Annotated in this window: 15 protein-coding genes; 12 read left to right on the forward strand and 3 right to left on the reverse strand. The window is 70.5% G+C overall.

What is annotated here, in order from left to right:
- The first annotated feature begins 13 nt into the window (after window positions 1–13).
- Window positions 14–715, forward strand: a complete 702-nt coding sequence (locus HD557_RS04375) for a ferritin-like fold-containing protein (RefSeq protein WP_008364174.1) — start codon at window positions 14–16, stop codon at window positions 713–715.
- A 6-nt stretch (window positions 716–721) separates the two neighbouring features.
- Window positions 722–1,783: a C39 family peptidase gene (locus tag HD557_RS04380; protein ID WP_196872923.1), complete on the forward strand. Its 1,062-nt coding sequence runs from the start codon at window positions 722–724 to the stop codon at window positions 1,781–1,783.
- Between the two features lie 82 nt (window positions 1,784–1,865).
- On the opposite strand, the gene HD557_RS04385 is transcribed toward HD557_RS04380, so the two are convergent.
- The 3 genes from HD557_RS04385 to HD557_RS04395 form a co-directional block, all read right to left on the reverse strand.
- Entirely contained in the window at window positions 1,866–2,177 is a 312-nt protein-coding gene (locus HD557_RS04385) for a hypothetical protein (RefSeq protein WP_008364176.1), read from the reverse strand.
- 139 nt (window positions 2,178–2,316) lie between these two features.
- Window positions 2,317–2,538 carry a DUF3107 domain-containing protein gene (locus HD557_RS04390; RefSeq protein ID WP_008364177.1) on the reverse strand — a complete coding sequence of 74 codons (222 nt, stop codon included), beginning with the start codon at window positions 2,536–2,538 and terminating at the stop codon, window positions 2,317–2,319.
- An 86-nt stretch (window positions 2,539–2,624) separates the two neighbouring features.
- Complete coding sequence (locus HD557_RS04395) at window positions 2,625–3,257, reverse strand: TetR/AcrR family transcriptional regulator (protein WP_008364179.1); 633 nt, start codon at window positions 3,255–3,257, stop codon at window positions 2,625–2,627.
- Window positions 3,258–3,384: 127 nt separating this feature from the next.
- Here HD557_RS04395 and moeZ point away from each other — a divergent pair, with 127 nt between their 5' ends.
- From moeZ to HD557_RS04445, 10 genes are all read left to right on the forward strand, one after another.
- Window positions 3,385–4,599 carry an adenylyltransferase/sulfurtransferase MoeZ gene (moeZ, locus tag HD557_RS04400; RefSeq protein ID WP_196872924.1) on the forward strand — a complete coding sequence of 405 codons (1,215 nt, stop codon included), beginning with the start codon at window positions 3,385–3,387 and terminating at the stop codon, window positions 4,597–4,599.
- A 161-nt stretch (window positions 4,600–4,760) separates the two neighbouring features.
- Window positions 4,761–5,051 (forward strand): hypothetical protein, encoded by a 291-nt coding sequence (locus HD557_RS04405; RefSeq protein WP_196872925.1) that lies wholly within the window; start codon window positions 4,761–4,763, stop codon window positions 5,049–5,051.
- Window positions 5,048–5,680 carry a class F sortase gene (locus HD557_RS28580; RefSeq protein ID WP_196872926.1) on the forward strand — a complete coding sequence of 211 codons (633 nt, stop codon included), beginning with the start codon at window positions 5,048–5,050 and terminating at the stop codon, window positions 5,678–5,680. The genes HD557_RS04405 and HD557_RS28580 overlap by 4 nt, the downstream gene beginning before the upstream one ends.
- 112 nt (window positions 5,681–5,792) lie before the next feature.
- Window positions 5,793–6,662, forward strand: coding sequence for a hypothetical protein (locus HD557_RS04415; RefSeq protein WP_008364183.1), 870 nt, complete (start codon window positions 5,793–5,795; stop codon window positions 6,660–6,662).
- Between the two features lie 21 nt (window positions 6,663–6,683).
- Complete coding sequence (locus HD557_RS04420; RefSeq protein ID WP_008364184.1) at window positions 6,684–7,004, forward strand: MGMT family protein; 321 nt, start codon at window positions 6,684–6,686, stop codon at window positions 7,002–7,004.
- Entirely contained in the window at window positions 7,004–7,669 is a 666-nt protein-coding gene (locus HD557_RS04425) for a lysophospholipid acyltransferase family protein (RefSeq protein ID WP_008364185.1), read from the forward strand. Before HD557_RS04420 ends, HD557_RS04425 begins: the two co-directional genes overlap by 1 nt.
- An 83-nt stretch (window positions 7,670–7,752) precedes the next feature.
- Window positions 7,753–8,451: a hypothetical protein gene (locus HD557_RS04430; RefSeq protein ID WP_008364186.1), complete on the forward strand. Its 699-nt coding sequence runs from the start codon at window positions 7,753–7,755 to the stop codon at window positions 8,449–8,451.
- Window positions 8,432–8,881, forward strand: a complete 450-nt coding sequence (locus HD557_RS04435; RefSeq protein WP_196872932.1) for a cupin domain-containing protein — start codon at window positions 8,432–8,434, stop codon at window positions 8,879–8,881. The genes HD557_RS04430 and HD557_RS04435 overlap by 20 nt, the downstream gene beginning before the upstream one ends.
- 5 nt (window positions 8,882–8,886) lie before the next feature.
- Window positions 8,887–9,177, forward strand: coding sequence for a DUF1905 domain-containing protein (locus tag HD557_RS04440; protein WP_196872933.1), 291 nt, complete (start codon window positions 8,887–8,889; stop codon window positions 9,175–9,177).
- A 29-nt stretch (window positions 9,178–9,206) separates the two neighbouring features.
- The gene (locus tag HD557_RS04445; RefSeq protein WP_196872934.1) at window positions 9,207–12,548 is read left to right on the forward strand and encodes an ATP-dependent helicase; all 3,342 of its coding nucleotides are present in this window, start codon (window positions 9,207–9,209) and stop codon (window positions 12,546–12,548) included.
- Window positions 12,549–12,553: the final 5 nt, after the last annotated feature.

Below are 12,553 nucleotides of genomic sequence, written 5' to 3' on the forward strand. Positions count from 1 at the left end.
GTAGGGTTCTCCCGTGGTTGCATCCTCAGAGTTCACGGGTCCTCAGAATCCCTTCGATGATCCTGTTTACAAGGCTGCCGTCATCGACCTGTTGGGTGCGGTCGCCTACGGCGAGGTCTCGGCCGTCGAGCGACTGACCGACGACGCGAAGATGGCTCCCTCGCTGGAGGACAAGACGGCCCTGCTCGCGATGGCGGCCGCGCAGCACGCCAAGATCCAGCCGGTCCTGGACCGGCTCGTGGAGCTCGGGGTCGACCCGTACGTGGCCATGGAGCCGCTGCGCGAGGGGTTCGACGAGTTCCACCGCCACACGAAGCCCGCCGACTGGTGGGAGTCGCTGGTCAAGGCCTACGTCGGTGACGGTCTCGCCAACGACTTCTACCGTGAGGTCGCGAGGTATCTGGACGAGGAGACCCACAAGCTCGTGGTCACCACCCTCGAGGACGCCGGCCGGGCCGACTTCGTCGTCGACCGGGTGCGGGCCGGCATCGAGGCCGACCACCTCATCGGTGGCCGGCTCGCGCTGTGGGGCCGTCGCCTGATGGGCGAGGCGATCATCCAGGCGCAGCAGGTCGCGGCCACCCGTGAGGGCCTCAGCGAGCTGATCACCGGCGGTCACCTCCCGGGCCTCGACCTCGGCACCATCGGCGAGATGCTCACCCGCCTGACCCAGCGGCACGTCGAGCGCATGGGCAAGCTCGGGCTCGAGCACTGAGGTTCCTTGAGTCCTGACATCTGCTGGACCGGCTGGTCGGGGGCGCAGATCGCGCCTGATGCCGGTGTCTGGGTGTCTCCCGAGGTCAGCCCCGGGTTTGCCTTCGACGAGCTGGTCGCCTCCTGGAACGTGGTGACGCCGCCCGGGAGCTGGGTGGAGGTCGCGGCTCAGGTGGTCGCCGAGTCGGGGGAGCGGAGCGGCTGGCTGGTGCTGGCGCGCTGGTCCTCGGACCCGGCGTTCACGTCCACCTCGGTCGCCGGTCAGGACGACCCCGTCGCGGTCGCGGCCGACGACACCATCCTGGGCCGGGACGGGCGCCGCTTCACCACGTTCTCGTTGCGGCTGAGCCTGCACGGTCCCGCCGACGGCCTGCCGCAGGCGAGCCTGCTCGGGGCGATGGTCTCGGCGGATGCCCGGGGCTCGCAGCCGGCACCGGGCACGGTGGCTCGCGGGGCGGTCGTGGGTGGCGTACCGGCCTATTCGCAGCAGCTCCACCGCGACCGCTACCCGCACTGGGACGGTGGCGGCCAGTCGTGGTGCAGCGCCGCCTCGACCGCGATGATCGCCGACTTCTGGGGTGCCGGGCCCACCCCCGCCGAGACCGCCTGGGTCGACTACGACACCCCCGATCCGCAGGTGCCGTTCACCGTGCGGGAGGTCTACGACGAGTCCTTCGGCGGCGCCGGCAACTGGGCCTTCAACACCGCCTATGCGGGCTCGCGCGGCCTGGTCGCGTACGTCACCAGGCTCCGCTCGTTCGCCGAGGCCGCCCGGTTCGTCGAGGCCGGGATCCCGCTGGTGCTGGCCGTCTCGCACCAGGCCGGCGAGCTGACCGGCGCCGGGTACGTCACCAACGGCCATCTGCTCGTGCTGACCGGCTTCGTGGACGACGGCCGCCCCGTCGTCCACGACCCTGCCTCCCACAAGATCGCGAGCGATGCGGAGGTGCGGGCGACGTACGACCTCGGCGAGCTCGACCGTGCCTGGGCCCGCTCGGGGCGGATCGTCTACGTCATCCGGCCGCCGCACGTGGTGCCGCCGGAACCGCCGGCTCAGCGCAACTGGTGATCCTGCACTGGGCCGGCCCGTGCACATGCAGAAGCGGTCCCGCCCCGAGGGGCAGGACCGCTTCGCATGACCTGGGCGAGGCTCAGGCCTTGGACCTTCCGGTGATTCCAGATGCGACGACGACCGCGACAGCGGCGACGACGACCTGCCAGATGTGACGCCACCAGTCGACACCGTTGGTGGCGTTGTCCCAGGCAGCTTCGTGGCCATCGAAGGCCGGGTTGTTCTGGCCGAAGATGACCCAGTAGAGCAGGCTTCCCACGATCATGCCGACGATGCCGCACACGACAGTCAACCAGAGCGGGATGTTGTCCTTGTCGCCTGGCGCAAGCCACTTGCCAAGCAAACCGATGACAACACCACCGATGAGGGTGACGAGAATGGTCCCGATCATGCCCTTTTCCCTTCAGGTTGTGGTTGGCGCCAACGATGCGCCTATTCCTCGATATTGCACCTGTTGAGACGGCTTTGCACGGGCAACATGGCCCAAACCAGGAACTTCTCCGTCGGAATCAGGGTCATCCCCGACTGAATCAGCCGGCGAAACCGACCTTGCCGACCTTGGCCGGGCCGATCTCGACGTAGGCGAGCTTCTCGGTCGGGACGATGACCTTGCGGCCCTTGCTGTCGGTCAAAGCGAGCACAGCGCCGCCGCCGAGGGCGTCGGCGATGAGCTTCTCCACCGATTCGCTGGACTCCTCGGTCTCCACGACGAGCTCACGGGCGGCCTGCTGGACGCCGATCTTGACCTCCACGGGTCCTCCTTGCGATGGGTCGATCAATGCTTCGGAATCCTCTCACACGGAAGGTGAGGAACCCCGTCGTTGCGCTACGAGCGGAATCAATCCGTCTTGGGGTAGCCGCCGATGCCGCGCCAGGCGAGGCCGGCGACGAGCCGCGCCGCGTCGGCCTGGGAGAGATCGCCGTTGTTGTGGAGCCAGTAGCGTGCGCTGACCTGGATCTGGCCGACGAGGCCCACGGCGAGCAGGTGGGAGGCGGTGGCGGCGAAGCCGGTGTCCTCGGCGATGACCTCGGCGATGACCTCGGCACACTCGTTGGTGACCCGGTCGACCTGCTCGCGCACGGCGGGGTCGTTGGTCAGGTCGGACTCGAAGACGAGCCGGAAGGCACCGGACTCGGAGGCCACGTAGTCGTAGAAGACCTCGACGGTGCGGGCCACGCGCTCCTTGTTCTCGTCGGTCGACGCCAGGGCTTCCCGGCAGCGATCGATGATCTCGCTGGCGGACTTCTCCAGCAGGGCGAGATAGAGGTCGAGCTTGCCGGGGAAGTGCTGATAGAGAACGGGCTTCGAGACCCCGGCCCGCTCCGCGATGTCGTCCATCGCGGCAGCGTGGAAACCGTAGGCGACGAAGACCTCGAGAGCGGACTCGAGAAGCTGGGCTCGTCGCTCCGTTCGGGGCAGTCGCGCCCCTCGCGGTCGAGTGGGGTCGAGCTCGGATTGGTGCGTGGTCACCCCAGCAGCCTACCCGCTGGTACTCGGATCGCGGGACGCGTCGTTGCCTTGCCCACGGATGAGGGAACATGGAGAAGTGCCCGCGGTGTTCAAGCAGGCATACGTACGTCCGAACTGAGGAGCCGTTGTGTCCCTAGCCCCGCTCGTGGAGCCCGCTGACGAGCTGACGATCGACGAGGTGCGCCGCTACAGCCGCCACCTCATCATCCCCGATGTCGGCATGGACGGGCAGAAGCGCCTGAAGAACGCCAAGGTGCTGGTCATCGGCGCCGGCGGTCTCGGCTCGCCCGCCCTGCTCTACCTGGCCGCGGCCGGCGTCGGCACGCTCGGCATCGTCGAGTTCGACGAGGTCGACGAGTCCAACCTGCAGCGCCAGATCATCCACAAGCAGTCGACCGTGGGTCAGCCGAAGGCCGACTCGGCCGCGGCTGCGATCCGGGAGGTCAACCCGTACGTCAACATCGTGCTGCACGACGTGCGGCTCGACAACGACAACGTGCGCGAGATCTTCACCGGCTACGACCTCATCGTCGACGGCACCGACAACTTCGCGACCCGCTACATGGTCAACGACGCGGCCTACTTCCTGGGCATCCCGTACGTCTGGGGCTCGATCTACCGCTTCGACGGCCAGGCCTCGGTGTTCGCGCCGACGCTGACCGACGACGCGCCCTGCTACCGCTGCCTCTACCCGGAGCCCCCGCCCCCGGGCATGGTCCCCTCCTGCGCCGAGGGCGGCGTGCTGGGCGTGCTCTGCGCCTCGATCGGCTCGATCCAGGTCAACGAGGCCATCAAGATGCTGACCGGCATCGGTGAGCCGCTCGTCGGCAAGCTGATGATCTACGACGCACTCGAGATGGAGTACCGCAAGCTGAAGGTCCGCAAGGACCCCAACTGCGCGCTGTGCGGCGAGAACCCGACGGTCACCGACCTGATCGACTACGACGCCTTCTGCGGTGCCCTCTCGACCGAGGCCGCCGACGCCGCGGCGGGCTCGACCATCTCGGTCACCCAGCTCGCCGAGATGATCAAGGAGCGCCAGGAGGGCAGCCGCGACTTCGTCCTCGTCGACGTGCGCGAGCCCAACGAGTACGAGATCAACAAGATCCCGGGCGCCGTCCTGATCCCCAAGGGCGAGTTCCTCAACGGCAACGCGATCCCGCAGGTCGCCGAGCTCACCTCAGATGGTGCCAAGCCGCTCGTGTTCCACTGCAAGAGCGGCGTACGCAGCGCCGAGGTGCTGGCGATCGCCAAGGGCGCGGGTTACTCGGACGCGGTCCACGTCGGCGGCGGCGTGGTGGCGTGGGTCAACCAGATCGACCCGTCGCAGCCTTCGTACTGACCAGTCACTTATCAACGAAGTCGCTTACTGAACTGTTGGCCAGCGGTGGCCCCTCTGGGGTCGCCGCTGGCTTTCTTTGAGCGTGGCGAAACCGATAGTTTTGCGATCGCAGCTGCGGGGGGCGGAGTTGCATCAATGCCCGAACCTCGGAGGATTCGACGTTGTCCACACGCGCTCGTCTCAGCGCGACGCTCGCCGGTGCCACCCTGGCCGGCGGACTGTTTCTCGGTGCCCCTGCCCACGCGAGCGACCAGACCCCGGAGCCGGCCTCCGGTGCGGCGGTCGGCTCTGCGATCGACCCGGAGAGGCTGGAGTCGAACGTCGCGGACCCGACCCGCGGCGTACCGCCGTCCTATGTCTTCGCCGGTGTCGGCGCGCTGCTGATGGGGGCGGGTGCGGGGATGGCCGTACGTCGCAAACGAGCTGAGGCTGTGGCACGCTCGGCCGAGTGAGCAACGGTCAACCCAGCCTGAGGACCTTCATCGGCGAGATCTTCGTCGTCGTCCTCGTGGTCGCGGTCGGCGTGCTCGGCTACGCCGCGTACGACTACTACACCAAGATCGACGAGGCGCAGAAGAGCAACGCGGCCCCGCCGGCGACGACGTCCTCGATCCCGGCCGAGGCGCTCGCCGAGGTGCCGAAGAAGAAGGGCAAGGTACGCGGCGTCTCCATCCCCTCGCTCAACGTCCATGCCGACGTGGTGCCGCTGGCGATGGACGGAGGCACGCTCACGCCGCCCGCCGACGCCGCCCTCATGGGCTGGTGGAAGGGCGGCGCCAAGCCCGGTGCGGACGAGGGATCGGTGCTGATCGTCGGCCACACCCTGCACAACGGCGGCGGTGTCCTCGACCGGCTGGGCGAGGTGAACGAGGGCGACGAGATCGTCGTGCGGACCAAGAAGGACGAGTTCAGCTACACCGTCCGGTCGGTGCGCGACCTCTCCAAGGAGCAGGTCGCCAAGCGCAGCTCGAAGCTCTTCGACCCCGACGGCGAGGCGAAGCTGGTCGTGGTGACGTGCGACGACTGGGACGGCACCTCGTTCCAGGGCAACACCGTGGTGGTCGCGGTCCCGGAGGGATGAAGTCGGGGGCGCGGACGCCCGGAAACCCCGGGTGGTGTAAACGGGTCGTAACCTCAGCCCACCGGTCCTCGTTGTTCTGTGAGTCACATCACCTACGAACAGAGGCCCCCACATGCTCCGCACCCGTAGCTCCGTACGCCGCGCCGCAGCAATCGCCGCCGGCACTCTGACCGCCGCGCTCGTCCCGGCCCTGATCCCGACCCCGGCCCACGCCTGGGCGCCGGCGGACACGGCCACCATCACCCCGGGCGTGATGATGTACACCGACGGTGCCCAGTGCACCGCCAACTTCGTCTTCGCCGACTCCGCGGCCAACGTCTACGTCGGCTACGCCGCTCACTGCGCCGGTCTCGGCGAGGCCACCGACACCAACGGCTGCGCCGCCGAGTCGCTCCCGCTGGGCACCCCGGTGACCTTCAACGAGGGCGGCTCGCTGCTGAGCGAGGGCACCGTCCTGGGCAAGGGGAAGCTGGTCTACTCCTCCTGGCTGACCATGAAGAAGCTGGGCACCAAGGACGAGGACACCTGCGCCTACAACGACTTCGCCCTGGTCAAGGTGGACGCCGCCGACGCGGGCAAGGTCAACCCGAGCGTGCCGATCTGGGGCGGCCCGACCGGCATCGACACCGACGGCACCGTGGCCGGTGACAAGGTCTACTCCTACGGCAACTCCTCGCTGCGCGCCGACGTCGACCTGCTCTCGCCGAAGATCGGCCTCTCCCTGGGCGACGACGTCAACGGCACCCGCTGGTCGCACCCGCTCTACAACCTCACCCCCGGCATCCCCGGTGACTCCGGCTCGGGCTTCCTGAACGCCGACGGCAAGGCGGTCGGCACGCTGTCGACCCTGGGCCTGGCTCCGCTGGCGGGCTCCAACAACATCGGTGACATGGACCTCGAGCTGAAGTTCGCCCAGGCGAACTCGGGCATCTCCGGTCTGCATCTGGTCAACGGCACGGAGCCCTTCAGCCCCATCCTGTGACACCGCGCTAGCCTGCCGGACATGAGTGACCGGGAGGCGTACGTGGAGGCCGTTCTGCGTCTCGTCGAGCAGATCCCTCGCGGGAAGGTGACGACGTACGGTGCGATCGCCGATGCCCTCTTCGACGAGTTCGGAGGTGGGCCTCGGCAGGTCGGTTCGGTGATGGCGCGCGAGGGCGCGGGAATGCCGTGGTGGCGGGTGGTGCGGGCCGATGGCTCGCTCCCCGCCTCCCACGGCGAGGAGGCCCGGCAGGCCTATCTCGAGGAGGGCACGCCGCGACGCGTCTCGGGGGCGGTGGACCTGCGCCAGGCGATGTGGCTGCCGCCTACGATGATCCCGTGATGTATCGCGTCCTCCACGCCATCGTGCCGCCCGTCCTCCGAGCAGTCTGGCGCCCTACGGTGACGGGGGCCGAGAACGTCCCGCGCACCGGTGGGGTGATCCTGGCCAGCAACCACCTCAGCTTCGCCGACTCCATCGTGATCCCGTCGGTCTCGCCCCGGCCGGTGCACTTCCTGGCCAAGTCCGACTACTTCACCGGCACCGGGATCAAGGGTGCTGCCCAGCGCGCGTGGTTCGAGGGCATGGGGATGCTGCCGGTCGACCGCGACGACCCGCAGGCCGCGCTCGGCTCGCTGGAGGTCGCGCTGGAGGTCCTCGGCAAGGGCGAGGCGTTCGGGATCTACCCGGAGGGCACCCGCTCGCGCGACGGGCGGCTCTACCGCGGGCGTACGGGGGTGGCGCACCTGGCGCTGACCGCCGGCGTACCCGTGGTGCCGGTGGGGCTGCGGGGGACCGCGGAGCTGCAGCCGGTGGGGTCGAGCCTGCCGCGGCTGGCGAAGGTCACGGTCGAGTTCGGAGAGCCGATCCAGGTGGCCGGGCGCTTCGACGGCGTACCTCTGGGCAAGGCCCGCCGGGTCATCACCGACGAGGTGATGGAGGCGATCGCCGCGCTGAGCGGCCAGGACGTGGCCGGGGTCTACAACGAGCGGCCGGCCGACGCCTGATCGCCTGTTGCGCTGGGGCCCGAAGGGGCGCACTCTGGAGGGTGACCCAGTACATCAGAGGGCTAGCAGCCGAGGTGAGGCAGATGGCCACGACGACCGTGTTGCAGGAAGAGCTGCGACACAAGCACGAAGAGCTCGCTGGGCGCCTGGCCCACGCTCGGAGCATCATCGCCAGGCCGGAGCAGACCCGTCGGGGCTGCCCGCCGATCGACCAGTTCAACGCCGGTACGTCTCGACACCTGCACGCGGTGGACGAGGCGCTGCTGCCGGCCGTCAGGTCCGAGTGCGAGGGCGGGGGGCGTCTGGTCCACGACTATCTCCCCACGGCCAAGCACCTGGAGGTGCTCCTCTTCCACGTGAAGGCGCACGAGTACGGCTCCACCTGGGAGACCGCCCACGAGTGGCCGACGCTCTGGGGCGAGGTCGAGGAGGCGCTCTACGCCCAGGAGGAGAAGGAGGACGAGCTGGTCGCGCACCTCGCCGAGGAGGCCTCCGACGACGTGCTCGTCCTCGTCGCGGCGCGGTTGACGGTGGCCGAGCGGAGGGCGCCCTCCCGCCCGCACCCCTACCTGCCTCACACCGGCCTGCCCGGGAAGGTCGTACGCCGCGTGGCGCGGCCCGTCGACGCGATCTGGGACAAGGTCGAGGGCCGTTCGGTCGGCGGGCCGAAGCCGATGCCGCACAAGGCGCCGGGGCTGCTCGGGCAGTATCTGCTCGGCGATCCGCGCTTTCCCGAGGAACCGGCTGACGACACCCGGCACAATGAGCCGGGTGACCGCTGATCCCATCACCTCCGACCTCGATCTCGCGCCGCACCCCGAGGGCGGGGCGTTCCGGCAGACCTGGGCCGCCCCCGAGACCGTGACCCTGCCCGACGGCCGCGTGCGCCCGACCGCGACCCTGATCTACTTCCGGCTCCTGGCCGGGGAGTCGTCCGCGTGGCACCGCGTCGCCTCCGACGAGATCTGGCTGGCCCACACCGGCGTCGTGTCCCTGCAGTACGGCGGCGCCGGTGTGGCCCCGGTCGACGGCGAGACCGTGCTCGTCGGGGTGGACGTCGCCGCCGGCCAGGTGCCGCAGGCGGTCGTGCCGGCGGGGGTGTGGCAGCGTACGGTCCCCTCGGCCGAGGACGCGCTCGTCTCCTGCGTGGTCTCGCCCGGGTTCGACTTCGACGACTTCGAGCTCGCCGCAGAGTCAGGCGTCACGGAGTAGGACCGATGGAGTACGCCTTCGAAGGAGCCGTGATCGAGTGGCGCGGGCCGGCGCCGTTCTACTACGTCCCCATGCCCGTCGAGGACGCCGAGGACCTCAAGGAGGACGCCCGCGGTCTCGAGTACTGGGGCCAGGTCGCCGTCACCGCCACCATCGGCGCGACCACCTTCACCACCGCGCTCTTCCCCAAGGACGGCACCTACCTGCTGCCCCTGAAGGTCGTCGTGCGGAAGGCGGAGGGGATCGACCTCGACGATGTCGTCGCGGTGCGGATGAGGTTGGGGCACGACGTCTGAGTGTCGGTGCTCTCTGATTGGCTGGTCCTGTGAGTGTCGCGTACCGCCTTGCCCCGCCGCCGAGTGCTGCCGCCGTGCCGGTGCTCGACGAGCACCAGCGGTCGGTCGTGGAGCATCCCGGCGGGCCGCTCCTGGTGCTGGCCGGGCCCGGGACGGGCAAGACCACCACGCTGGTGGAGGCGGTGGTCGACCGGATCGAGAACCGCGGCGTACGTCCCGACCAGCTGCTGGCGCTGACCTTCTCCCGCAAGGCGGCCGAGCAGCTGCGTGACCGGGTGACGGCGCGGCTGGGCCGGACGCTGTCCGGGGCGGTCTCCTCGACGTTCCACTCCTTCGCCTACGGGCTGGTGCGGAGGTACGCGCCGGCCGAGCTCTACGCCGCCCCGCTGACGCTGCTCTCGGCCCCCGAGGCCGATGTGGTGCTGCAGGAGCTGCTGGCCGACAACCCGGAGTCGGTGCGGTGGCCGGAGCGGTTCCGGATGGCGGTCGGCACCCGCGGGTTCGCGCGCGAGGTGCAGACCGTGATCGCGCGGGCGCGCGAGCGTGGGCTCGATCCCGACCAGCTGGTCGCGCTCGGCCGTGACGAGGGGATCGAGGAGTTCGTCGCCGCCGGGTGGTTCCTGGAGCAGTATCTGGACGTGCTCGGCGCCCAGTCGGCCATCGACTACCCCGACCTGATCATGCGCGGCGTGATCGAGGCCGAGCGGCACGCGGCCGAGCTGCGGGCCGAGTTCGCGTGCGTGTTCGTGGACGAATACCAGGACACCGACCCGAGCCAGGTCGCGCTGCTGCAGGCGCTGGCGGGCGACGGCCGCGACCTGATCGTGGTCGGCGACCCGGACCAGTCGATCTACGGGTTCCGGGGCGCGGACGTCAACGGGATCCTCGACTTCCCGTCGCAGTTCCTGACCCGCGAGCGCCGGCATGCGCCGGTGGTCGCCCTGGGCACCACCCGCCGGTTCGGCTCCCGGCTGCTGCGGGCGTCGCGGTCGATCGCCGCGGGCATCTCGGTGCGTGGCTCGATCCCGGCCTCGGCCTACGACACCTTCCGCAACCCGCATCCGCTGGCCTCCGACCCGGGCCGTGCCGAGGTGCTCACCTTCGACACCGACCGCGCCGAGACCGAGCACATCGCCGACCTGCTGCGCCGGGCGCATCTCGAGGACGGCCTCGACTGGTCCGACATGGCGGTCCTGGTGCGCTCGGGCCGCACCTCGATCCCGCAGCTGCGCCGGTCGCTGACCGCCGCCGGTGTCCCGGTCGAGGTCGCCTCCGACGAGACTCCGCTCGTCCGCGAGCCCGCCGCGGCCGTCCTCCTCGACGCGCTCGGGGTCGTGGTCGACGCCGACGTCGAGTCGGACCTCGACGAGCGCTACGTACGCCCCGAGCGCTGCGAGGAGCTGCTCACCGGCCCGCTCGGCGGCCTCGACGCCACCGACGTCCGCGCGCTCGTCCGCACCCTGCGGGCTCGCTTCCCGGACGTCGCTGCGCACGATCTCGTACGTCGCGCCGTTCTCGATCCGACGCTGCTCGCCGCCTCCGCTGGTCGAGCCGCGAGGCCGCCTGCGGCCGAGCGTGTCGAGACCAACACAGTCGAATCGAGCGCCGATGGCGACCGTGTTGGTCTCGACACGGATTCGCTCGTACCTCACGAATCCGGCTCGACCAGCGGGGCTGGCGGGGAGCGGGTGCTGGGACGCGTACGCCGGCTCGCGGTGCTTCTCGCCGAGGCCCGGGCGACGCTGAAGGACGGCGCCGGGGCGGAGCAGGTGCTGTGGACGCTGTGGGACGGTGCCGAGTGGGGGCAGCGGCTGCGGGCGCAGGTCGAGTCGGGCGGTCCCGCGGCACGGCTGGCCCACCGTGACCTGGACGCGGTCGTGGCTCTCTTCGACACCGCCGCCAAGATCGAGGGCCGTCAGGAGTTCACCTCGGTCGAGACCTTCCTGGCCACCCTGCGCGCCCAGGAGATCCCGGCCGACACCCTGGCCGACAAGGGTGTGCGTGGCTCCTCGGTGCGGCTGCTCACCGCCCACCGCTCCAAGGGCCTGGAGTGGGGTCTCGTCGTCGTCGCCCACGTCCAGGAGGGTGCGTGGCCCGACCTGCGCCGTCGCGACTCGCTCCTCGGCCCCGACCGGATCGCCCCGGCACTGCCGGACGGTCGTCATGGCGGGCTGCTGCCGCCGCTGACCCGGTCGGCGATGCTCGCCGAGGAGCGCCGGCTCTTCTACGTCGCCGCCACCCGCGCCCGGTCCCGGCTGGTCGTGACCGCGGTGAAGTCGCCCGACGACGACGGCGACCAGCCGTCGCGGTTCATCAACGAGCTCGGCCTGCGCGAGGACCAGATCCGGCACCGGGTCGGCCGGCCGGCGCGCCCGCTCTCGCTCGCCGGCCTGGTCGCAGAGCTGCGCCGCACCGCCGCCGACCCGGCTCAGCCCCTCGCGCTGCGCGAGGCCGCCGCGAGGAGGCTGCAGAAGCTGGCCGCCACCGAGGTGCGCGGCAAGCGGATCGCCCTCGCCGCGGATCCCTCGACCTGGTGGGGGCTGCGGGCCCCGACGTACGCCTCGGCCGCGGTCCGTCCCGAGGACCGTCCGATCACGCTGAGCGCGTCCGCGCTGGAGGCGATCCTGACCTGTCCCGCGCAGTGGTTCCTGGCCCGTGAGGCGGGCGGCGCGGTCACGGACTCCTCGAGCCAGGGCTTCGGCAAGGTGGTGCACGCGATCGCCGAGCAGCTCGCCCGTGGCGACCTCGACGCCGCCACCGTCGAGGACCTGATGCCGTTCGTGGACGAGGTGTGGGGCCGCCTCGAGTTCCGTACGCCCTGGTCCGCCGCCCGTGAGCGGGAGGCGGTCCGGGAGGTGCTTGCCCGGTTCCTGACCTGGCACCGGCGTCCCGGCGCGCGCACGGTGATCGGGTTCGAGGAGCAGCTGACCGCGAAGGTCTCGCTCCCCAGCGGGGAGACGGTGCGGCTCAACGGCTACGCCGACCGGCTGGAGCTCGACGAGAGCGGCCGGATCGTGGTGGTCGACCTGAAGACCGGGAAGTACCCGCCCACCGCGCAGGAGGTCAAGGAGCACGGCCAGCTCGGCCTCTACCAGCTGGCGGTGGAGCACGGTGCGGCCGCGTCGCTGGCGGAGGGCGCGACCTCCGGGGGAGCGGAGCTGATCCAGCTGCGCCACCCGGCGGGTTCGGGGAGCGAGCTGCCGAAGGTGCAGGTGCAGGCACCGGAGCCGCCCGAGATCATCAACCAGCTGGAGAAGGCGGTGGCGACGGTGCGCGCCGAGGAGTTCGTGGCCAGGCCCGGCAAGCAGTGCGACCGGTGCCAGTTCGTGGCGCTCTGCCCGGCGCAGACCTCGGGATCGGTGCTCTCATGAACCCG

The sequence above is a fragment of the Nocardioides luteus genome (assembly GCF_015752315.1).
Classification (GTDB): Bacteria; Actinomycetota; Actinomycetes; order Propionibacteriales; family Nocardioidaceae; genus Nocardioides.

Excerpts from the sequence above, each read along its gene's own strand:
- HD557_RS04385 (WP_008364176.1), bottom strand. The coding sequence starts at position 2,177 with ATGATCGGGACCATTCTCGTCACCCTCATCGGTGGTGTTGTCATCGGT.
- HD557_RS04415 (WP_008364183.1), top strand. The coding sequence starts at position 5,793 with ATGCTCCGCACCCGTAGCTCCGTACGCCGCGCCGCAGCAATCGCCGCC.
- HD557_RS04420 (WP_008364184.1), top strand. The coding sequence starts at position 6,684 with ATGAGTGACCGGGAGGCGTACGTGGAGGCCGTTCTGCGTCTCGTCGAG.
- HD557_RS04425 (WP_008364185.1), top strand. The coding sequence starts at position 7,004 with ATGTATCGCGTCCTCCACGCCATCGTGCCGCCCGTCCTCCGAGCAGTC.
- HD557_RS04430 (WP_008364186.1), top strand. The coding sequence starts at position 7,753 with ATGGCCACGACGACCGTGTTGCAGGAAGAGCTGCGACACAAGCACGAA.
- HD557_RS04435 (WP_196872932.1), top strand. The coding sequence starts at position 8,432 with ATGAGCCGGGTGACCGCTGATCCCATCACCTCCGACCTCGATCTCGCG.
- HD557_RS04440 (WP_196872933.1), top strand. The coding sequence starts at position 8,887 with ATGGAGTACGCCTTCGAAGGAGCCGTGATCGAGTGGCGCGGGCCGGCG.